The 22,692-nt window shown below is 62.0% G+C and carries 18 protein-coding genes; 3 read left to right on the top strand and 15 right to left on the bottom strand.

The features are described 5' to 3' along the window. Positions 1-4 precede the first annotated feature (4 nt). Positions 5-2,533 (bottom strand): ATP-dependent helicase HrpB, encoded by a 2,529-nt coding sequence (gene hrpB, locus B1781_RS08795; RefSeq protein WP_334223927.1) that lies wholly within the window; start codon positions 2,531-2,533, stop codon positions 5-7. Between the two features lie 275 nt (positions 2,534-2,808). Here hrpB and mltF point away from each other — a divergent pair, with 275 nt between their 5' ends. Continuing rightward, entirely contained in the window at positions 2,809-4,257 is a 1,449-nt protein-coding gene (mltF, locus tag B1781_RS08790) for a membrane-bound lytic murein transglycosylase MltF (RefSeq protein WP_078119302.1), read from the top strand. Positions 4,258-4,504: 247 nt separating this feature from the next. Here the strand turns inward: mltF and B1781_RS08785 are convergent, their stop codons facing one another. The 5 genes from B1781_RS08785 to guaB form a co-directional block, all read right to left on the bottom strand. Further along, positions 4,505-5,287: a hypothetical protein gene (locus B1781_RS08785; protein WP_078119301.1), complete on the bottom strand. Its 783-nt coding sequence runs from the start codon at positions 5,285-5,287 to the stop codon at positions 4,505-4,507. Between the two features lie 216 nt (positions 5,288-5,503). Then, positions 5,504-6,448 carry an MBL fold metallo-hydrolase gene (locus B1781_RS08780; protein ID WP_334223926.1) on the bottom strand — a complete coding sequence of 315 codons (945 nt, stop codon included), beginning with the start codon at positions 6,446-6,448 and terminating at the stop codon, positions 5,504-5,506. A 27-nt stretch (positions 6,449-6,475) separates the two neighbouring features. After that, positions 6,476-6,934, bottom strand: coding sequence for a tRNA adenosine(34) deaminase TadA (gene tadA / locus B1781_RS08775; RefSeq protein WP_078119300.1), 459 nt, complete (start codon positions 6,932-6,934; stop codon positions 6,476-6,478). A 7-nt stretch (positions 6,935-6,941) separates the two neighbouring features. Next, entirely contained in the window at positions 6,942-8,519 is a 1,578-nt protein-coding gene (guaA, locus tag B1781_RS08770) for a glutamine-hydrolyzing GMP synthase (protein ID WP_078119299.1), read from the bottom strand. A gap of 276 nt (positions 8,520-8,795) precedes the next feature. Then, positions 8,796-10,265: an IMP dehydrogenase gene (gene guaB / locus B1781_RS08765; RefSeq protein ID WP_078119298.1), complete on the bottom strand. Its 1,470-nt coding sequence runs from the start codon at positions 10,263-10,265 to the stop codon at positions 8,796-8,798. Positions 10,266-10,502: 237 nt separating this feature from the next. On the opposite strand from guaB, the gene B1781_RS08760 reads away from it, so the two are divergent. Then, positions 10,503-10,832, top strand: coding sequence for a hypothetical protein (locus B1781_RS08760; protein WP_078119297.1), 330 nt, complete (start codon positions 10,503-10,505; stop codon positions 10,830-10,832). Positions 10,833-10,897: 65 nt separating this feature from the next. Then, a complete protein-coding gene (gene xseA, locus B1781_RS08755) occupies positions 10,898-12,289 on the top strand; it encodes an exodeoxyribonuclease VII large subunit (RefSeq protein WP_078119296.1) in 1,392 nt (463 codons plus the stop codon). Positions 12,290-12,307: 18 nt separating this feature from the next. Here xseA and der read toward each other — a convergent pair whose 3' ends face one another. The 9 genes from der to B1781_RS08710 form a co-directional block, all read right to left on the bottom strand. Further along, on the bottom strand, positions 12,308-13,702 hold the full coding sequence (gene der, locus B1781_RS08750) for a ribosome biogenesis GTPase Der (protein ID WP_078119295.1): 1,395 nt from the start codon (positions 13,700-13,702) through the stop codon (positions 12,308-12,310). 9 nt (positions 13,703-13,711) lie between these two features. Then, positions 13,712-14,878 (bottom strand): outer membrane protein assembly factor BamB, encoded by a 1,167-nt coding sequence (gene bamB / locus B1781_RS08745; RefSeq protein WP_164513314.1) that lies wholly within the window; start codon positions 14,876-14,878, stop codon positions 13,712-13,714. A 10-nt stretch (positions 14,879-14,888) separates the two neighbouring features. Next, a complete protein-coding gene (locus B1781_RS08740; protein WP_078119293.1) occupies positions 14,889-15,524 on the bottom strand; it encodes a YfgM family protein in 636 nt (211 codons plus the stop codon). Positions 15,525-15,560: 36 nt separating this feature from the next. Beyond that, positions 15,561-16,832: a histidine--tRNA ligase gene (hisS, locus tag B1781_RS08735; protein ID WP_078119292.1), complete on the bottom strand. Its 1,272-nt coding sequence runs from the start codon at positions 16,830-16,832 to the stop codon at positions 15,561-15,563. A gap of 77 nt (positions 16,833-16,909) precedes the next feature. Then, positions 16,910-17,908, bottom strand: coding sequence for a RodZ domain-containing protein (locus B1781_RS08730; RefSeq protein ID WP_078119291.1), 999 nt, complete (start codon positions 17,906-17,908; stop codon positions 16,910-16,912). A 3-nt stretch (positions 17,909-17,911) separates the two neighbouring features. Continuing rightward, positions 17,912-18,700 (bottom strand): type IV pilus biogenesis/stability protein PilW, encoded by a 789-nt coding sequence (pilW, locus tag B1781_RS08725; RefSeq protein ID WP_164513313.1) that lies wholly within the window; start codon positions 18,698-18,700, stop codon positions 17,912-17,914. Further along, the gene (rlmN, locus tag B1781_RS08720; RefSeq protein WP_078121988.1) at positions 18,697-19,785 is read right to left on the bottom strand and encodes a 23S rRNA (adenine(2503)-C(2))-methyltransferase RlmN; all 1,089 of its coding nucleotides are present in this window, start codon (positions 19,783-19,785) and stop codon (positions 18,697-18,699) included. Before rlmN ends, pilW begins: the two co-directional genes overlap by 4 nt. Positions 19,786-19,795: 10 nt before the next feature. After that, positions 19,796-20,224, bottom strand: a complete 429-nt coding sequence (ndk, locus tag B1781_RS08715) for a nucleoside-diphosphate kinase (RefSeq protein WP_078121987.1) — start codon at positions 20,222-20,224, stop codon at positions 19,796-19,798. Between the two features lie 215 nt (positions 20,225-20,439). After that, positions 20,440-22,659, bottom strand: coding sequence for a RelA/SpoT family protein (locus B1781_RS08710; protein ID WP_078119289.1), 2,220 nt, complete (start codon positions 22,657-22,659; stop codon positions 20,440-20,442). Positions 22,660-22,692: the final 33 nt, after the last annotated feature.

Here is a 22,692-nt window from a genome sequence, read left to right as displayed (position 1 = left end):
GGCTTCAGCCGTCGCGCATCCGACGCTTGGTAAACCGCGTGGCCTGCGCGTCGGCAGGATTATCGGGCCAGTAGTGCTTGGGGTAACGACCCCGCATCTCCTTTTTGACCTCGTTGTAGGCGCCCGCCCAAAAGGCGGATAGATCCGACGTGACCTGCAGCGGCCGTCCCGCCGGCGATAGCAAATGCAATACGAGCGGTACCTTGCCATGAGCCAACTGCGGGCTTTCGTGCATCCCCAACACCTCCTGCAGCGGGACAGCCAGCACTGCACCATCGTCCACCGCATAGTCGATGCTGCGCCGGGTACCGGCCGGGGTGTCGAGATGCGTCGGCAACAGCGCATCCAGTTGTTGCATGCGCTCCCAGCCCAGAAAGGCGGTCAGCATGTCGGCTAGTGACAGCTTGCGCAGTTGAGCTACCCCCACGCCCGACTTCAACCAGGGCGCCAGCCATTCGTCGAGATTGTCCAGCAAGGCTTTTTCCGAGACGTCGGGCCAGTCCTTGTCGGGATCGACGCTGCGCATCCACATCATTCGCGCACGCAGTTGCGCCGGATCCTTGAACACACTGAACAGACCCTGCCTGCGCAACTGCTCGAACAGTACCTGATCGACCGGATCATCAGGTCCAAGCGCATCGGCTTTTTCGCTGAGCGTGATTGCATCGAGCCGGCGCACGCGCCGTGCGATCACGTCCTGTTGTTTTGCATCCCAGCGCACCTCTCTACGCGACACGATCGCATCGGCGAACAGCTCATCGAACTCAAGCTCCGACAATGGCGCTGCGAGCCGAATCACGCCATCTCGCCGACCGGCGTCGACCTCGCCGACCGCCAGGTAGCGTGCCCCCGCCAGGGCATCGGATTCGCGCAACAGCGCGGCACGACCGTTGCGCATCAGGTAGCGTCGACCGTCTGCCGACGTGCACATCGCGACGCGATCCGGATACGCCAGCGCAAGCGCCCTGCCCGGCGACATCACGGTCGCACCGTCGTCGCCTCGGTCGCCCAGCAGGCGCATCAATTGCTGCGCCGTCTGGTCGATCCGACGCAGACCGATGGCGTTGCGCACCCCCGCCTTGTCGGAGCGCCAATTGGCGAGTGCATCCAGTCGCGAGCTAATGTCGGCACCGCCGTCGATACGCCGGTCGGCGCGTAGCGGATCGCGTTCCGACAACAGGGCGGCGATATCCGCCGCCAGCCGGCGCGCCTTGTGAGCACCCGCACCGGCCAGAAGGTGCGCCAGGCGCGGGTGCACCGGCAGCCGGGCCATGTCGCGACCCACGGCGTTGATCCGCCCTTCTGCATCTACCGCACCGAGCTGATGCAACAGGTCGGCCGCCTGCGTCCAATGCGCTTTGCTGGGTGGATCGAGCCAGCGCAGCTGATCGGCCGAATCGACGCCCCAGTTCGCAAGTTCCAAGACGAGAGGCGCCAGATCCGCCTCACTGATCTCGGCGGGTGTCCAATCGGTCAAGCGTTGCTGGCGGGCGGTCGACCATGCCCTGAAACAGCTTCCAGGCCCCAAGCGCCCGGCACGCCCGCTGCGCTGCAACGCCGAGGCCTTGCTGATCCAGCGAGTTTCCAATCGGGTCAGGCCGGTATTTGGATCGAACAGCGGCTTGCGCGCCAGGCCGCTGTCGACGACCGCACCGATGCCTTCGATCGTCAGGCTGGTTTCGGCGATGTCGGTCGACAAGATGACGCGACGCTGTTGGCCGTGACCGTACAGCACCCTGTCCTGCTCTTCGGCGCTCATGTCGCCGTATAACGACTCAACGCGCAGTGTCTGGCCCCAGCGTTCGATTGCTTGTTCGCGCAGCAAATCGATCTCACGCCGGCCAGGCAGGAAGACCAGCACATCGCCGCTCGTTTCGTCGATTGCCTGAGCCAAGGCGCGCAGACAGGCAGGCACGGGGTCGCGGAGTTCGGCATCCTGGTCGGCATGCCGGATCGACACCGGAAAGGTACGGCCTTCGACGGACAACACCGCCGCCGGCAGCAGTCTGGCCAGCGGCGCGGCATCGATCGATGCCGACATCACGAGCAATCGCAGGTCTTGCCGCAGGCTGTCGACAACATCGAGCGCCAAGGCCAGCGACAGGTCGGTCTGCAGGTTGCGTTCGTGAAACTCATCGAAGATCAGCAGACCGACATCGCTGAGCTCGGGATCGGCCTGCAGGCGACGCAGCAGGAGCCCCTCGGTCAACACCTCGATCCGGGTGTCGGCCGATACCTTACGGTCGAAGCGCACCTGGTAGCCGACGGTTCCACCGACGGGTTCGTTCAGCAATGCCGCCATGCGTCGTGCCGCCATCCGCGCCGCCGGTCGTCGCGGCTCGAGCATCACGATCTTGCGCCCGGCAAGCCAGGTCTCGTCCAGCAGCAGCAACGGCGCCAAGGTCGTCTTTCCGGAGCCCGGCTCCGCACTGAGTATCAGGTGGCCATCACGCAAAGCCGCGCACAATTCGGCCGCCCTAGCCTTGACTGGCAGATCCGGCAGCTCGTCGATGGTGGCTTTTTGTCGTTTCACTGGCTATCTTCCGAAAACGGTGACGTCTGCCTCGATCTGCGTGACACGTCTGCCGAGGTGGGAACCTTTCGCCAGCCCCCGCGGACGAAGTGACGTGCCGGGCGCCGGAATGGCGATCCGCAAAGGCCAAGACTTGCGCCGCGAAACACGGCAGATGCGGGTTCAGTTTCTCCCGGATCGATCGAAAAACTAACCAGTGCCGACAGCGATATGGAACTTTTCACTGTGCCGATTCTACCTGTAGCCGCCGCGCGCGGATAACACCCCACCCAGCCATGCAACGCACCGCACGCGAAGCCCGGTTTGCCGCCATCGTCATGGCCGCCACGCTGTTGTTCTGTGGCGTGGCCGCGCTGTTCCTGATGTATCGGCACGGCAGCAGCACCGAGCTCGAACGCGTGCAACAGCGCGGCGAACTGGTCGTGGCTACCCGCCACGCGCCCACCGTGTACCACCAGGGGGCCGAAGGCCCGGATGGCTTCGAAGTAGCCTTGATCCGCGCATTCGCCAAGCACCTCGGGGTCAAACCCAAGTTCGTGTTTCCCGAAACCCTGGATGACCTGTTGGGGGCGACCTCGAGCGGCAAGGTCAACATGGCCGCCGCCGGCCTGACCGCGACGGCACAACGAAGAGAACGTGTGAGCTTTTCGTTTCCCTACGAATATGTCACCGAGCAGGTGGTTTACCGGCGCGGTACTAAGCGGCCGAAAAGCCTGGATGAGATTGCTGAAGGCGAGCTGCATGTCGTTGCCGACTCAAGTCACGAGGAAACGCTCAACCGGCTGAAGTCCAATGACCGTCCCAACCTGACGTGGCAAAGGTACGTCGGTATCGGCACCGAGACGCTGCTGTCACAACTCGACGAAGGTAAACTACGCCTGACCGTGGTCGACTCCAACGAAGTCGAGCTGAGCCGGCGGGTGTACAAGCATGCAGCCACTGCATTCGAGCTTGGCGACCCGCAACCCATCGCCTGGGCCTTTCCGCGACGCGGAGACGGCACGCTGCTCAGCGCAGCCAATGATTTCTTGCGCCAAGCGCAGAAGACCGGTCATCTGCAGCGTCTGCAGGCACGCTATTTCGGCCACTCGGGCCGCATGAACTTCGTCGACACGCGCGATTTCTGGCGCCACGTGCGCGATCGCCTGCCCGACTATCAACACCTTTTTGAAGAAGCCGCCGACATCACCGGGATCGACTGGCGCCTGCTGGCGGCCATCGGTTATCAGGAGTCACATTGGCAAGCAGATGCTGTCTCGCCCACCGGTGTACGCGGCATCATGATGCTGACCCAGGGTACCGCCCGCCAGGTCGGCGTGACCGATCGTAACGATCCGCAGCAGAGCATTATCGGTGGCGCCAAATATCTCAAGGTCGTCGGCCGCAAGATTCCGACCAGGATCAAGGAACCGCATCACCTGTGGTTGACCCTTGCCGGCTATAACGTGGGTTTCGGTCACCTCGAAGATGCCCGCATCCTGACCGAGCGCGACGGCGGCAATCCGGACCTGTGGTTGGAAGTGAAACAGCGTCTGCCGTTGCTGACGAAAAAGGAATACTACTCGACTGTTAAGAACGGCTTCGCACGCGGTAATGAGCCGGTTAACTATGTCGACAACATCCGTAACTACTACGACCTGCTCGTGTGGTACACCACGACCACCGATGTCGCGACGCGCGACCGCCTGTTGGCCGCCGAAGAAGAGCAGAAGCCGGATCTGTAGACGCCACCAGGCGTTGCAGCCGGAAGCCATACCGACTGCAACGCAAAGGGACTACTTCAAGATAGGACGAGCGTTGGCGTGTTGCGCCGGACGATTGTTCGGATGGCATACGGCTTCGACGAAACGCTCGATCTGTTCAAGCGATGGCGTAACCGGGTTCTTCATCCTGCACCAAGGCAGGCGCATCGAAGGGGTATGGCACCTACATTTCGTCGCTCGTGCGACCGGCCGGGCGACACTGCATTCGTCAGAGGTCGTACCAGGGAACATCCAGCAACGCACGGGCTACCCCGACCACCGCACACACGAGACCGCAGGCAATCACGGTCACGCCCCACGCGTGCTCTACGCGCGTTGCAAAGGCACGCATGGTGTCGCTGTCGAGCAGCGATGGGTCGAGCGAACCGGCCATGATCATGAACAGCAGCCCGGTCATCGCACCGACACCGACGCCCACCAATGCGCCGTCGCCGGTGGGCGGTAAGACACCCCGGCATCGCCTGACAAACCAATGCGCAGCGGTCACGTAGACCAGGGCGGACGTCGGGGCAATGACCCAAGCCGCTCTCGACGCCGCCCAATCGGGCGATACCAGCCCGATCACGAACACCAGCAAACCGCCAACGGCGCCGGCAAAGGCGCCGGCGATGATCTTGGCGTCGGCACAGAACACGCGCGAAAGCTTGTCGGTGCGACCATATAGCGCGCCGACCGGCAATCCGACGAGGGCACCGGCCAGCACCAGCATATTGAGGCTGACCTGTCCGCCGCTCTGCCAGGTCACCAGCAGCATCGCGACGAACGTGAGATTGGCGACCATCACGGTCAGGCGCATGCTGCCGTAGAACAGCGCAGTCAGCGCCGATGCCCCCACGGCACCCACCAGGATGGCGGCCATGAACGGTAGATGATCTCGCAGGAACTCAACCAGAACGACAAAGATAAAGCCGAAGATGACACCCACGAGCGCCCAGATCGCCGCCCGCAGTAAGGTCGATTCAAGCCGCTGAGGCCACGGCGTCGACTGCATTGCACTGCCCTCCCCGATACAACTGAATGGGGCAGTTTCAATAAGAGCACATGCGTGCCTTAAATGCGAACCACCGGGCCGGGCACGTCATCGGATTCGTCAATAGCCTGTATTTCGCTGACGGGATAGACGGGCACGCGGCCCTGTGCGAAGACGCTCAGGATGTTCGGATAGGCGCTTCGCACCGACGATCGATCGGCATATTTCGGCGGGCAGTCAGAGCCCGAGCGACTCGGCTTCCATCGACAAGAACACCTGATAGGCGTTGCGCCGGTTGGCCTCATCGAACGCCGGCATATCTTCGAAGCGGCTCCAGTCGGCGCCTTCGTACGCGCTGGCAAAATCCTGGAAGTCTTCGACCGCTGCGCCCATGATCTCGCGCAGATAGGCCAGGTAGTCGCGCGTGCTGGCGACCGCCTTCACAGGATCGGTCGCGGCCGGCCCATGCCCGGGCACCAATGCAACCAGCTCGTTGGTTTCGAGCATCTGCAGCGTCTCAAGCCAGTGCTTGGTGTCGGCATCGCCGACGAATGGAACTCGCCCTTCGAAGATGATGTCGCCCGAGAACAGCACCCTGTCCTGCTTGACGTACAGAGTCAGGTCGCCGTCGGAATGGGCGCTGCCAAGATAGTTGAGCTGAAAATCGATGCCACCGAGTGAAAACGCGTACGCGCCTTCGATTAACTGGTCCGGCCTGACGAGCCGCGTCTCCTCATTTACCCAAGGGTAGAGTGACACGCGGCGTTCATCCAGGCGCTGCGTCGCTGTCGGCGCATCGAGGTATTCGTAGGCACCACGCGGCGCCAGTATCTCCGCGCCTTCGTCTTTGAACACCTGCAGCCCATAGATGTGGTCGGCGTGATAGTGGCTGAGCACCACCTTGACCACGGGTTTGTCCGTCAGTTCGCGAATACGCTGACGTAACGTCCAGGCCAACGACGGTGAGCCCAAGGCATCGAACACAACGACGCCTTCGTCAGTCACGACAAAGCCCGCGTTCGAAATAAACCCTTCGTTGTCGGTCGCCGCACCCGCCGCCCCTTCGGCGTAATAGGCATGCTCGGAGACCTGATGGATCGGCACATCCACCGTGACCGGCGGATATTCAATCGCGAACACAGACGACGACCACGCCATCGCCAGCCAGATCAACAAACGCATCGCGTCACCCAGATGTTTGGTTGCAAGTCAGCGCCGCGCGCGGAAGAAATCTCGCAACAGCATGGCGCTCTGTTCCGCCAACACGCCACCTTCACACTGCGTGTAGTGGTTAAACCGTTGATCGGAGGGTAACAGATCAAACATGCTGCCTGCCGCGCCTGAACGCGGATCGGTGGTCGCGAAAACCACGCGATCGACGCGGGCATGCACGATAGCGCCGGCGCACATCGGGCAAGGCTCGAGGGTGACGTACAAGGTGGTACCGGGCAAACGGTAGTTCTGCAGCGTCTGCGCAGCGGCGCGCAGTGCGACGATCTCCGCATGCGCCGTCGGATCGTGCCGCCCTATGGGTTGATTCCAACCCTCCCCGATGATTCGCCCCTCGGCCACCACGACGGCACCCACCGGCACCTCGCCATGGTCTGCAGCACGCTCGGCCAATGCCAATGCATGCTGCATGAAGCCCTCATCGTTAGACGGACTCACGCGTGGCTTATTCCCACTCGATCGTCGCCGGCGGTTTGCTCGAGATATCGAAGGCCACACGCGATACGCCGTTCACCTCGTTGATGATCCGGCTCGAAACGCATTCGAGGAACTCGTATGGCAGGTGCGCAAAGCTCGCCGTCATGAAATCGATGGTCTTTACCGCACGCAGCGTTATGACGTATTCGTAGCGGCGTGCGTCACCGACCACGCCGACCGACTTGACCGGCAGGAACACCGCAAATGCCTGGCTGACCTCGTCATACAGATCGGCCTTGCGCATTTCGTCGATATAGATCGCATCGGCGCGGCGCAGGATATCGGCGTATTCTTTCTTCACCTCACCGAGAATACGTACGCCCAGCCCCGGCCCCGGGAACGGATGACGATAGATCATCTCGGAAGGCAGTCCGAGTTCGACACCGACGCGGCGCACTTCATCCTTGAACAACTCGCGCAGCGGCTCGATCAGCTGCAGCTTCATGTAGTCCGGCAGGCCACCGACATTGTGGTGCGACTTGATCACATGCGCCTTGCCCGAGGCCGCGCCGGCCGACTCGATGACGTCGGGATAGATAGTTCCCTGAGCAAGGAACGAGACGTCTTCGAGCTTGGCCGCCTCTTCCTCGAAGATGTCGATGAACAGGTTGCCGATGATCTTGCGTTTCTGTTCCGGGTCGGAGACGCCCTTGAGACCCTTGAGGAACCGTTCCTCGGCATCCACGCGGATGACGTTGACGCCCATGTGCTCGGCGAAGGTCGCCATGACCTGATCACCCTCGTCGAGGCGCAACAAACCGTTGTCGACGAAGATACACACCAGGCGATCACCGATCGCACGATGCAACATGGCCGCGACGACGGACGAATCGACACCGCCCGACAGGCCGAGCACAACGCGACCATCGCCGACCTGTTCACGCATGCTGTGAATGCCGTCTTCGATGATGCTGTTCGGATTCCACAAGGCCTCGCACTCGCAGATCTCGAACAGGAATCGTTCGAGAATGCGGCCGCCCTGACGGGTATGGGTAACCTCAGGGTGAAACTGCAGGCCGTAGAAGTTGCGTGTCTCGTCGCACATGCCGGCCAATGGGGCGTTGTCGGTCGAACAGATGACCTTGAACGCCGGCGGCAACTCTTCAACGCGATCGCCGTGACTCATCCACACATCGAGCAGGCCCCAGCCTTCCGCACTGGTGTGGTCTTCGATGTTGGTCAGCAGGCGTGAATGTCCACGCGCCCTGACCTGCGCATAGCCGTACTCATGCTTGTCGGATGAGGCGACGCGACCGCCCAGTTGCGCGGCCATGGTCTGCATGCCGTAGCAGATACCGAGAACCGGCACGCCCATCTCGAACACCATCTGCGGCGCACGTGGCGTGTCTTCACCGGTGACCGTCTCCGGGCCGCCGGACAGGATGACGCCGCGCGGCTTCTGCGTCGCGAGCGCCTCTTCGCAATTGTCATACGGCCAGATTTCGCAATACACGCCGGCTTCACGCACACGGCGCGCGATCAGTTGGGTGTACTGTGAGCCGAAATCGACGATCAGAATTCGGTGAGCATGGATATCAGTGGTCATACGCTCGTTCCATCAACAACTTCTGGTTAGACGAACTTCAATGAATCGACGTTCGTGCACGCTGCCTGGCAACGCCGTCACATCCGGCCGGATTCACCGCCTGAAAATAAACGAAGCGAGAAACACCGTTCCTCGCTTTTCTTAAATACATTGTCGCCGTCGCGTGTCGCTACCGATGCCTGCGAGCCGTGCGGCGAAACGCAAGAGGCGCAAGGAACGCGGGCAGCTATAGCCTGCCCTGAACGCTCATTGCGCCCCTGTTGCTACCGCCGTGACTCAGTCGCGTCGGTAATTCGGTGCTTCTTTGGTGATCTGCACATCATGCACGTGCGATTCACGCATGCCGGCATTGGTCACGCGGACGAACTCCGGCTTGGTACGCATCTCGTCGAGCGTGGCACAACCGGTATAGCCCATGCTCGATCGGATGCCGCCGATCAACTGGGTGATCACATTGACCAACGGGCCCTTGTAGGGCACACGGCCCTCGATACCTTCGGGCACCAGCTTGTCTTTGCGGGTGTCTTCCTGGAAGTAGCGATCACTCGAACCCTGCGAGCCGCCCATGGCGCCCAGCGAGCCCATGCCGCGATAAGACTTGTACGAGCGTCCCTGGTAGATCTCGACCTCGCCCGGGGATTCGTCGGTGCCGGCGAACAGGCCGCCGATCATGACCGAATGCGCACCGGCGACGATGACCTTGGCGATGTCACCCGAATAACGCAGACCGCCGTCGGCAATCACCGGAACGCCGCTGCCTTCGAGTGCGGTGACGACATTGTCGACCGCCGTCACCTGCGGCACCCCGACCCCGGCAACGATGCGGGTGGTGCAGATCGAGCCTGGGCCGATACCGACTTTGACCGCGTCCGCACCCGCCTCGACCAGCGCCTTGGCCGCCGCGCCAGTGGCGATGTTGCCGCCGATCACCTGCACCTGCGGGAAGTGCTTTTTGATCCAGGCGACGCGGTTGAGCACACCGATCGAATGACCGTGAGCAGTGTCGACCGTGATGACGTCGACGCCGGCGTCCACCAACAGCTCGACACGCTCTTCAGTGCCTTCGCCGGTACCGACGGCAGCACCAACGCGCAGACGCTCCTGCGAATCGCGGCAGGCATCCGGAAAATCGGTGGCTTTTTGAATGTCCTTTACCGTAATCAGGCCGCGCAGCTCGAAGTTGTCGTTGACCACCAAGACCTTTTCGATCCGGTGCTGGTGCAACTTGGCGACCACCTCTTCGCGGCTGGCGCCCTCCGGCACCGTCACCAGGCGATCTTTGGGGGTCATGATCGAACTGACTTTCTCGTCCAGGCGCGTCTCGAAGCGCAGATCGCGACCGGTTACGATGCCGACCAGTTCGCTGCCGTCCACCACCGGCACGCCGGAGATATGGTTGGAACGGGTCAGTTCGAGGACCTCGCCGATACTGGTGTTGGGTGATACGGTGATCGGATCGTGGATCACGCCGCTTTCATAGCGTTTCACCGTCCGCACCTGGGCCGCCTGCTCGGTCGCCGTCATGTTCTTGTGCACCATGCCGATGCCGCCGGCAAGCGCCATCGCAATCGCCAGACGGGCCTCGGTTACGGTGTCCATCGCCGCCGAAACCAGCGGGATGTTCAGTGCGATCTCGCGCGTCAAACGGGTCGCCAGATTGACATCCTTGGGCATCACCTCCGAGCGCGCCGGTACCAGTAGCACATCATCGAATGTCAGGGCTTCTTGGTCTTGGGCGAGGCGCATGCGTGTTTCCAACCTGGGGACTGAAGATAAGCTGAGCATTATAGGATTTGACGCATACTCGGTAAACTGGGTAGTCTCGAAAATGAGCCGCGGACCAGAGGTCCCAACTAGTCGCTTGGTGCCCTCACGCACCCGGTACGGAAACTGCGCGGCCAAAAGTCCGCAAAGGCACATGCCACGGTGTCTCACCGTAGGCGATTCGAACATAACAACAGCGTATTCAGGAGATGGAGTCACATGAAAAAAGTATTACTGGCGGCGGTTGTCGTCACCGTCGCGCTGGGTTTCGCCGGCTGTAAGAAACAAGAAACAAAATCTGCCAGCGGCGACAAAGGAACCTACGAAGCCGCATTGGCATCGGCCAAAGAAGAACAGAAGAAAGCGGCCGCTGCCGGTGGCGAATGGCGCGATACCGGTAAGATCATCCAGTCGGCCGAGAAAGCGGCAGCCGACGGCGACTACGGCAAAGCGACTTCGCTGGCCAGCAAGGCGGCAGATCAGGGCCGCTTGGGTCAGGAGCAGGCCGCCAGCCAGGTCAACTCGGGCAACCCGTCGTATCTTTACTGATCGGCTGCCGGAGCGCGTACACCAAGCCGGGCATTGCCCGGCTTTTTTGTGCATGATTGACGGCCATGAGCGCCGCCGATCCAACGCAACGCGATATCTTCACCATCAGCCGCCTCAACAGCGAGGTGCGCGCCGTCCTCGAAGGCAGCTTCCCGCTGCTATGGGTCGAAGGCGAGATATCCAACCTCGCCACGCCACGATCCGGCCACCTCTACTTCAGTCTCAAGGACGCACACGCGCAGGTGCGCTGCGCACTGTTCAAAGGCAAACGCCAGTTGTTGCGCTTCGAACCGGGCAACGGCGAGCAGGTACTGGCCCGAGCGCGCATCAGCTTCTATGAACCGCGCGGCGATTTTCAGCTGATCATCGAACACCTCGAACCCGCCGGTGCCGGTACGGCGCAACGCGAGTTCGAGGCACTGAAGGCAAAGTTGCAGGCCGAAGGCCTGTTCGACAGCGCACGTAAACGCGAGCTGCCCCTGTTTCCCCGGCGGGTCGGCATTGTCACCTCGCCCTCGGGCGCGGCCATCCGCGATGTGCTGAACGTATTCCGGCGGCGCGCACCGCACCTTCAGATCACCATCTATCCCGCCCAGGTGCAGGGCCAGAGTGCACCCGGCGAGCTGCACGATGCATTGCAACTCGCGCTGAGCCGCGCCGAATGCGATGTGCTGCTCCTCACCCGAGGCGGCGGCTCGATCGAAGACCTGGCCGCCTTCAATGACGAGCGGCTGGCACGCGCGATCGCCGCCGCGCATATTCCGGTCGTCAGTGCTGTCGGACACGAAATCGATTTCACCATCAGCGATTTCGTCGCCGATCGCCGGGCGCCCACACCTTCGGCAGCAGCCGAACTGATCAGCCCCGACACCGATGCGCTGCTGCGGTCGATCGACAAGCAACGCCAACGGATCATCGGGGCATTGCGGCGTTCACTGCAGGCCGAACGCCGGCAATTGGGCACGCTGGTGGGCCGTCTGCAGCGCGCCGCCCCAGCCAGCCGCCTGCGCCAGCAACAACAACGACTCGACAGCCTGGACCTGCGCCTGGCTCGCGGCATGCGTGCGGCACTGGCGCGCAAGCACAAGGACATCGACATGCTGTCGCAGCGCTTGCTCAGCCACTCCCCTGCGCGCCGCCTGCTGCTGCTCCAACAACGCTTCACGCCGTTGGCCGACCGCTTGAACCAGGCATGGCGAAGGGCTCACGAGAGACGCCATGCGCGGCTTTCCGCCAACGCCCGCCAGCTCAATGCGGTGAGCCCGTTGGCCACCATGCAGCGCGGCTTCGCCGTGCTACGGCGCGCCGACAAGAGCGTGGTGACGCACACCAGTCAGGTGGATGTAGGAGAATCCGTCGAAGCTCTGCTGGCCGATGGCCGGCTCGATCTGGAAGTCACACGGGTCAGCGAGCAATCGATTTTCAAGCCATTGGACGATGTGCAGGAGCAGGACTGACCCGCACGGCGAGCGGTATCACTTTTTGCGGCGCACGAACTTCATCATGCGCCCACGTTTCTTCTGTTGCCGATCGGTCAACTTGTTCTTGCGCCCGGCATAGGGGTTGTCGCCGGATTTGAACTCGATACGCAGCGGCGTGCCACGCAGCTTGAACACCGAGCGAAACCGGTTCATCAGGTAACGCTGGTAGGTCGCCGGCACCTCGGCGGTCTGGTTGCCGTGAATCACCACGATCGGCGGGTTCTTGCCGCCCTGGTGCGCATAGCGCAACTTGATACGGCGCCCGTGCACCAACGGCGGCTGGTGTTCGCTGACCGCATCTTCGAGGATGCGGGTCAGCTCCGGTGTCTTCAGATCACAGGTCGCCGCGGCATAGGCGGCGTCGACAGCCTCCAGCAGGTGGCCTACGCCGCTGCCGTGCAGCGCCGAGATGAATCGCCACTCGGCGAAATCCAGGAACGGCAGGCGGCGCTGCATCTCGCTTTTGATTCGCTCACGCTCATCGCCGCTCAGGCCATCCCATTTGTTGATGACGACGACCAGGGCACGGCCGCTGTCGACGATGTGCCCGGCGAGACCGGCGTCCTGGTCGGCGATACCCTGCTGCGCATCCAACACGAACAGTACGACGTTGGCCTGCTCCATCGACTGCAGCGTTTTGATGACGCTGAATTTTTCGATCGTTTCGCTGATGCGCGCGCGGCGCCTGACGCCAGCCGTGTCGATCAGCGTGTAGTGCCGACCGTTGGCTTCGAACGGAATGTGGATGCTGTCGCGCGTCGTGCCGGGCTGATCAAACGCCACCACCCGCTCTTCACCGAGCAGGCGGTTTACCAGGGTAGATTTGCCCACGTTGGGCCGACCCACCACCGCGATCTGGACGCCGGCGTCATGTGGTGCGTCGCCATCATCGCCGGGTTCGGGGAATGTTTCGAGGGCATCATCGATCAGCGAGCGCACGCCACGCCCATGGGCAGCAGCGATCGGCACCGGATCACCCAGGCCCAAGGCGTGAAAATCGCCGCTGATGCTGTCGTAGTCGAGGCTTTCGGTTTTATTGACGACCGCCACGATCGGCTTACCGGTACGCCGCAGACCTTCGGCGATGATCTCGTCGCCGCCGGTGACACCGTCGCGCGCGTCGAGCATAAAGAACACCAGGTCGGCCTCGCCGATGGCCAGTTGCACCTGCTTTTCCATCAGCATGTCGACGCCCTCGCGGTCGCCGCTGATGCCACCCGTGTCGACCACCAGATAAGGTCGGCCGCCCAGCTTGCCGACCCCGTATTTGCGATCCCGCGTCAAGCCCGGCTGATCCGCCACCAGCGCGTCGCGCGTACGGGTGAGCCGGTTGAACAGCGTTGACTTGCCGACGTTCGGCCGACCGACCAAGGCAATCACCGGCAACATGGCGACGTCCTACTGCGCCTCAGGTAAGCGGATCGCAGCCAGCTCGCCGCCGTCACCCTGAACGTACAGCACGTCGTCGACCACCAGCATGCCGCTGGTGATCGCATCGCTGCCGACGCGGGTGCGTGCGACCATCTTGCCGTCTTCGGCGTCGAGCCAGTGCAGATAGCCTTCGAAGTCGCCGACGACGACGTAGTCTTCGAGTACTGCGACATTCGACAGCTTGCGATATTTCAAGGCATCCTGACTCCAGCGGGCGTTGCCCGAGCGCAGGTCGAGTCCCCACACCACGCCGTCGTCGTCGCCGACAAACAGACCGGCGCGACTGGCCGCCATGCGGTTGTGTGACGACAGCTTGCGACGCCAGGCGGTGCGACCACTGGCCTGCTCGATCGCAGCGACTTCGCCTTGGTAGGTACCAACGAACACGCCGCCACCGAGAATGATCGGGTCACCGTCGATATCCGCCAGGCGTTCGAGCTCCGAGCGCCCGCCCGGCACCGTGACATTGATATCCCACACCAGGTTGCCGTTATCGACGCGCAGCGCAATCAGCTTACCGCCGGCCATACCGACGAAGGCTGCGCCACGTGACAGAATCGGCGAACCGGTGCCATGCAGCGTCAGGGTCGGCACCTCGCGCTCGTAGCGCCAGCGCTCGTTACCATTGGTCGCTTCCAGGCCGAACAGCTTGCCGTCGATCGTGTGAACGACCACGACACCTTCTTCGGCCGCGGGCATCGACAAGACCTCGCTGCTGACACGCGCGCGCCACCGCTCTTCGCCGGAGGCCGCATCGAGGGCGATCAACTCGCCGTCGCTGGTGCCGATCAGGACCAGGCCTTCGCCCACACCCGGCCCACCGGATGCCGGTACCTCGAGGTCTACGTCCCAGATCGCCTTGCCCGACGCTCTGTCGAGCGCCTGCACGCGACCTTCGCCATCGGCGACATAGACGCGGTCGCCCAGCACGCGGGGCTCGAGATTCAGGCGCTGTTCGTCAGTGCCGGCACCGACATCACGCGACCAGATCTCCCGCGGCTGAATCTTGTTGCTGAGGTCGACCAACGGCGTCGGCTCGACCACGCTGGAACTGCTGAACCATTCGGTAGGATCGGCGAACGTACCACAGCCGCCGAGCACCAATACCATCGGTATCCAAAACAAACGTCGCATACCGATCTCCTCAGCTCGTGGGCACTTGGCCGCCGACATCGACGAGCTTCATGCGCAACAGGGTCTCGTCGGCGACGCCTTTTTCGAGCGCCTCTTGGTAGGCGCCGCGCGCCGCATCCCGATCACCACGCGCCGCATCGAGATCGCCGCGCAGCACGGCGAACTCACCGGCGAAGGCCGGCAACGGCGTGGCATTCAACACCGACTGCAGGGCGTCGTGGTCGCCCATATCGAGCAACAGCCGGCCCAGGCGCAGACGCGCAACCTCTTTGATCGCCGGATCGCTGCCATGGTCTGCGACCCACTGCAGGTGCTCGCGCGCTGCCGCTTTTTCGCCCTTCTGGTACGACAGCTTGGCCATCTCCATGCCGGCGAAGCTGGCATAAGCGGTACCGGCGTAGTCGCCGACCAATCGCTTGCCGTGTTCCAGCGCAGCATCGACATTGCCGGCGTTGCCGGCCTGCATCATGACATCGAAATAGGCAGACGCGGTTTCGCCCTGATTGCGTTCGTAGAACTTCCATCCCTGCCAGCCACCGATGATCGCGAAGCCCAACACCACGCCGCCGATCACCGATTTACCGTTCTCCTTCCACCATTTCTTTATGGCTTCGACCTGTTCCTCTTCGGTCTGGTAGGCACTCATTTCAACCTTCCCCGTCTGTCTTTCGTTCTCTATTCGTTAAGCAAAGCGCTGCTTGAGCGCCGTGACCACATCGTCGCGTGAAATCTCGATCTGCGCGTCATCGCTGCGCAGCGGCTTGACCACAACGGTACCGTTCTCCAGTTCGCTGTCGCCCAGAACCAGGGCAAAGCGCGCACCACTGCGATCGGCACGTTTGAATTGCGCCTTCATGCCGCCGCCCCCGCAGTTGGCGACGATTTCGAGTTGCGGCAAGGCATCACGCAGTTGCTCAGCCATCACCAGGCCAGAGCGCGTTGCCTCTTCTCCCAGCAGCACCAGGTAGATGTCCGCGTTCACGGTCGCCGCGTCCGGCTGCAGCATCTCGAGTATCGCGATGAGGCGCTCGATGCCCATCGCAAATCCAACTGCCGGCACCGGCTTGCCGCCGAGCTGTTCGACCAGTCCATCGTAGCGGCCACCGGCACACACCGTGCCCTGCGCACCCAGCTGATCGGTAACCCACTCGAACACGGTGCGCGAATAATAATCGAGACCGCGCACCAAGCGGGGATTAATCGTGTACGACACGCCGGCACTGTCGAGGGTTTCGCGAATGAACGCGAAATGCGACTGCGATTCCTCGCCGAGATGACTCATCAGGGTCGGCGCCTTGTCGAGCATATCGCGCATGTCAGGATTTTTGCTGTCCAGAATACGCAGCGGGTTGGTGGTCAGGCGCCGCTGGCTGTCTTCGTCGAGCAGCGCGGCGTTGTCCGAAAAATACGCAACAAGCTCTTCGCGATAGGCCTGGCGCTCGTCCGGCGTGCCGAGCGTATTGAGCTGCAGTTCGAGCTCGGGAATGCCCAGGGCGGCCCAGATACGCGCCGTGATCAGGATGACTTCGGCGTCGATATCCGGTCCGGCCATGCCGTACGTTTCGACGCCGATCTGGTGAAACTGGCGATAGCGCCCTTTCTGCGGTTTTTCGTAGCGGAACATCGGCCCCTGGTACCACAGGCGCTGCGTCTGGTTGTGCAGCAGGCCGTTTTCCATCGCCGCACGCACGCAGCCGGCGGTGCCCTCAGGCCGCATGGTGACGCTCAGGCCATTGCGATCATCGAAGGTGTACATCTCTTTCTCGACGATGTCGGTCACTTCACCGATCGAGCGTTTGAACAGCTCGGTCACCTCGAGGATCGGCATGCGGATCTCGCGGTAGCCGTAGGCCTTGAGCACAGTCGCCACGCGCTGCTCGAGGAACTGCCACAGGGGCGACTGTTGCGGCAGCACGTCGTGCATGCCACGGATTGCCTGAATGCTTTTAGCCATGAAAACGTCTTGTAGAAAAAACCGAAGCCCCGCATAGGCGGGGCATTGAGATCGTTACCGTGAAAGGCGAACGCCGGTCAGGGTTCCAGCGTGAACCTCGCCACATTGCCCTTGGCGTAGGGTGCCAGATCGACCGGCACGCCATTCACGCTGATCGTTACCGCGCGCGCGTTACCGATCACTATTTTATAGGGTGGCTCTCCGCCAAGCACCTTGCGCGTGCCTTTCGGCATCTCGCCGAACAATTTGAACTGCCGATCGCTGTCACGCACATCGACCCAGCACGGCGCATTGAAGGTCATGACCACCTCCGGCGCGGCCGGAGCTACTGGTGCCTGGCTGTCGGCCAACGCGGTGCCCGTCGCCGATTCCGCTGCATCCGTCGCGCTGCTCGGCGGTGCTGCGGGCAGGCTCAATTCGCCGGCGGCTTCATTCGCACTATCGACCGGCTCGGCTGCCGAACTGTCCAGCGGCACCTCGGGCGACGGCGCCGGCAGACGCAGGCTGCCATCGGCCATCGACGGGTCGTCCTGCTGCATCAGGCCGCCTTCCACCGTCCCATCATTCAGCGGCAGTATGCCGTCGGCCGCCGCTTCTTCGGTCGCGGTATCGCCGGTCGATGCCGAGCCGGGCACGATGTCGTCGAGATAGCCGCGCCACCACACCAGGAAAAGTGCGATCAGGGTGATCAGCAACAACCAGGTGACGGCCCCGGCCAGACCGCGACTCGGTCCGCCATCTGCCGGCAGGCGCGGCGAGGCATGCTTGACCATAGCCTGTTTGGCGCTGTCATCCGGCCACTTCTCGTCGAACTGTCGCATGACCGATTCAACCGGCACATCGACGAACCGCGCGTAGTTGCGCAGGTAGCCGCGGACGAAAACGCGCGCACCGACCTCGTCGAATTTGTCGGCCTCGAGGGCTTCGACAACACTGCTCGTGAGGTGCAACTCGCTGGCGATCTTCGCCAGGTCGATTCCTTTCGATAATCGTGCGGCACGCAAGCGCTCACCAGGTCCCGGTGAGTAGAATTCTGTAACGTTGTTATTGGTTTGCTCGGGGATTACAGCGCTCATAGTTCACTCAATCGATTGCAGGAATTTGGCTTCTTCTGAATCCGGATATCTGGCTTTCAGTTTCAGGCTGTAACTTGCCATCTGATCCTTGTCGCCCAACTGATTTTCGGTGCGTACACCTAGCCATAGACTTTCAGGGGTATGCTTAGCCACTTCGCCGTAGCGTTGCAGATAGGCACGCGCTGAAAGGTAGTTCCCTCCCTGAAAACTGAGTTTCGCCATGCCCAGCAGGCTTGGCCCGAAGCGCGGGTTCGTGCGTAAGGCCCCACGATAATCGCTCTCCGCTTTGCCGGTCGCACCGGCAAGTTCGTTACAGTGGCCGGCGTTATGCCATGCGAGCCACGGGGTGCTGTACAGAGGATTGGCCAGCGCCCGGCGGAAGTATTTGTCCGCCTCTTCGTAGTTCTTCTGTTTGCACAGATAAGACCCGTAGGCATTCAACGCCACCGGGTTGCGCGGGCCGACGGATACGGCCTTGCGGAACGACTCGCCGGCGGCTTTCATCTGACCAAGTCGCTGGTACACCAGCGCCAGGACGTAGTGGGCATTGCTCGACCTGGGATCGACGATGACCGCCTTCTTGGCATTCGTCAGGGCTTCACTGAGATTGCCTTCTTGCAGGTAAACGGCAGACAGATCGATATACACATCCGCCGGGCTCGGTCCGACCAACGGCGAACCAAGGTCGCCGGTGGCGCCGGCATCGTCGTCGCGTACCGTGGCCTTATTACAGGCTGACAGCGAGACGCTGATGACTACGAGCAGCAGCAGTCGAACCCAACCCTGCGTCATTGAACATGCTCCTGAACTACCGGAATCCGTTTGAACTGGCGCCGACTGCGGTCGCGCACCTTGCCTACGAGCTGACCACATGCCGCATCGATGTCCTCGCCGCGCGTTTTGCGCGTAGTCGCGATAATGCCGGCACGCTTCAGGCGCTGACGAAACGCTTCAACCCGCTCTTCGGGCGAGGTTCGATAATCACTGCCCGGGAAAGGATTGAACGGGATCAGATTGACCTTTGACGGGACACCCTGAAGCAACCGGATCAGGGCCTTGGCATGGGAAATCGAATCGTTCACACCATCAAGCATGACATATTCCCAGGTGATCTTGCGGCGTTTGTCGCTGCTTATAAAATTTTTACACGCCGGGATGAGCTGCTCTAGCGGGTATTTCCTGTTGATCGGCACCAACTGGTCGCGCAGCTCATTGTCTGGCGCATGCAGCGACACCGCCAGGCTGACATCGCTGAGGTCGCGCAGCCGGTTGAGCGCCGGCACGATGCCCGAGGTACTCAGAGTCACCCTCGCCTTCGAGATCATGTAGGCGAGATCCTCCTGCATCAGATCCATCGCGGGGACGACATTGTCGATGTTGGCCAGCGGCTCACCCATCCCCATCATCACCACGTTGGTCGGAATCCTGCCGAGTTCACGCGTCGCCAACCACACCTGGCCGATGATCTCGTCGGTCGTCAGGTTGCGGTTGAAGCCCTGCTGGGCGGTCGAACAGAAGGAACAATCGAGCGCGCACCCCACCTGCGACGACACGCAGATGGTGTCGCGGTTGTCTTCCGGGATATGCACGGTCTCGATGTGCTGGCCGTCGGCCAGTTCCAGCACCCACTTGGTGGTGCCGTCACGCGCCGGCTGCACCAGCGCAATCTTCGGCACGACGATCTCCGCTTGCTGCTTGAGCTGATCGCGCAGCTTCTGCGGTACATCGGTCATCGCATCGAAATCGATCACGCCGTGCTTGTGGATCCACTTGAGCACATTGCGACCGTGAAAAGCCTTGGCGCCCAGGCCGACGAAATAGGCCTCGATGGCCGACTTCGTCAGTCCGACAAGATTGGTCTTGGGCGCCTCGGTCATCAAGTGTGGCTCAGCGGGTGCGCTCACACACGCCTTCGGGGAAGAAGAAAGCGATCTCGGTGGCGGCGGTGTCGGGACCGTCGGATCCGTGAACCGCGTTTTCGTCGACCGTCTTGGCGTGATCGGCGCGGATCGTGCCCGCGGCGGCTTCCTGCGGGTTGGTTGCACCCATCAGCTCACGGTTCTTGGCAATCGCGCCCTCGCCCTCGAGGACCTGCACCATAACCGGACCGGAAGTCATGAAATCGACCAGGTCGTTGTAGAACGGACGCTCTTTGTGGACAGCGTAGAACTCGCCTGCCTGCTCGCGCGACAGGTGCATCATCTTCGCTGCAATAATGCGCAGACCGCCTTTTTCAAACCGGTTGTAGATATCGCCAATGACATTTTTTGCCACAGCATCCGGTTTGATGATGGAAATGGTACGTTCAACGGCCATCGAAAACTCCAATAAGATCAGATACAAAAAGACGAAATCGAGCAGCCGGCGGCTGCCTGATGAATAGAACCCGAGTGTTGTTTTTCGTTATTTTTCCCGCCAGAGTCGTGTGGTTTTAACGCAACGACTCGAAACTGGTTTAAGAATAACAGAATTTCTCTTTTAAATCGGGGGCTTAGTTTGGTAATTGAAACACAGGCAAGCGGGGTCGGCAATTAGGATAATTGCCGACGCACGTCGAGCACGTCGGGAATCTGGGACAGGCGTTCCATGACCCGGCTGAGTTGAGTCATGTCGCTGACCTCGGCGGTGAAACGCATATTCGCCCGCTCGTTGCGCCGATCGGACTGGGTGTTGACGCCCAGCACATCGATCTCGGCATTGGCGAACACCGACGAAATGTCCCGCAACAGACCTTTGCGGTCGGCCGCGAACACGTGGATGTCGACCAGGAAACGCGAGTCGCGCTGTGTATCCGCCCACGAGACGTCCACCAGGCGCGCCCGGTGTTCGGGGTTCATCTTGCGCACTACGGCGCAGTCTGCGCGATGGACCGTCACGCCGCGCCCCTTGGTGATATATCCAACGATATCGTCGTAAGGCACCGGTTTGCAGCATTTGGCCATCTGCGTCATCAGGTCGCCGATGCCCTCGACGACGATCTGCCCCGCACCGCCTGCAGACTTCGAGGGCGCCCGTTGACGAACCTTCTCCGGAATCTCCTTATCGGCGATGTGCGCGGGATCGCGACGCGCCCGCTCGATCTGGGTATTCGCAAGCTGGATCGCCGAGAGTTCACCGCGTCCGATCGCGGCGAGCAGATCGTCGGGCGTCTTGAAGTTGAAACGTGCGGCGAGCTTGTCGAGATCGGGCTTGGGTACGCTCAAGCGCGCGACTTCGCGTTCGAGACTGTTGCGACCGATCGCCACATGCTCGTCGAAGTCCTGCTGCTTGAACCACTGGCGAACGCGGTTGCGGGCACGACTCGTCGTCAGATAACCCGAGTGCGGATTCACCCAGTCGCGACTCGGCCCGCCTTCCTTGACGGTCAGAATCTCGACCTTTTCACCGCTTTTTAACGGTTGGGCCAACGGCGCGATATGTCCATCGACCTTGGCGCCGCGGCAACGATGACCGACCGAGGTGTGGATCGCATAGGCAAAATCCAGCGCCGTGGCGCCATTGGGCAGCTCGATCACCTCGCCCTTGGGTGACAGCACGTAGATGCGACGCGCTTCGAACTCGGCATCTTCCTCACCCGGCTCGAACTGTTGACTGTCATCGTCCTGCGTCTCCAACCAGCGCCGCATCCACTCGATACGCCGTTCGAGTTCATCGTCCTTCTGGCTGGCCTCTTTGTAGCGCCAGTGCGCCGCCACACCGCGTTCGGCATGCTCGTGCATCTCGCGGGTACGCACCTGGATCTCGAGCGGCTTGCCGTCATCGCCGACCACCGCCGTGTGCAACGACCGATAGCCGTTCGGCTTGGGATGCGCGATGTAGTCGTCGAACTCTCCGGGCACCGGTCGCCAGATGCTGTGCGCGATACCCAGCACCTCGTAGCACTGCGGCACGGTGTCGACCAGCGCTCGCACTGCGCGCACGTCGAACACCTGGTCGAAATCCACGCGCTTGCGCTTCATCTTCTTCCAGATGCTGTAAATGTGTTTCGGCCGCCCGGTGAGTTCGACCGGGATCCCCGACGCGGCACAGGACCCGCCGAGGCGCTCGATCACCGATGTGACGAAGGCCTCGCGCTCGCGACGCTTGCCGTCGAGCTGTTTGGCCAACGTGATGTATTGCTCGGGCTCGAGGTAACGCAGGCAGAGATCTTCGAGTTCCCACTTCAACTGCCAAACGCCGAGGCGGTTCGCCAGTGGTGCATGCACCAGCTGCGTCTCGCGCGCCACGCGACGTTGCACGTCGGGTGGCATGCGCTTGAGGCGGCGCATCAACTGCAGACGCTTTGCAAGCACGACCAGGATGGCGCGCACGTCGTTGGCGATACCAAGCAGCATGCGCCGCAGGTTCTCGACCGCTTTCTCGTCGGTGTGTTCGGACCCGCTGGCCGACAGCCCGCGTATCCGCGAGACCTGCTCCACCATGGCGGTGACCGCCGGGCCGAAACGCTTGGTGATGTCGGCTGCGTTGTAGGCCGGATGCCCGGGCAGCTCCGACAGCATCGCGGCGATCAGCGGTTCGCGATCGAGCTTGAGGCTGTCGAGGGTATCGACCGTGTGCAGCAGCGACAGGAAGCGATCAAAACCGTCGGGCGCTTTTTCACCCGCATGCGTAGTGCGCGCGATGTGCGCGGCGGCACGCAGCGCCTGCACATCTTCCGGCGAGCGCCGCTCGGCCAGTTCCGTCAGCCAATCTTCGACTTGCTGCTCGGATGCAGTGCCCTCTTTCGGCAGGTTGGTTACAAGCGAGACCATCGTGCTGCTTGCCGGCTCCTTCGGGAATGGCGC

This window comes from Thiosocius teredinicola (genome assembly GCF_002009425.1).
Lineage (GTDB): Bacteria > Pseudomonadota > Gammaproteobacteria > Chromatiales > Chromatiaceae > Thiosocius > Thiosocius teredinicola.
The sequence above is the reverse complement of the archived record's forward strand: the minus strand, read 5'-3'. Positions and strand labels throughout refer to the sequence as shown.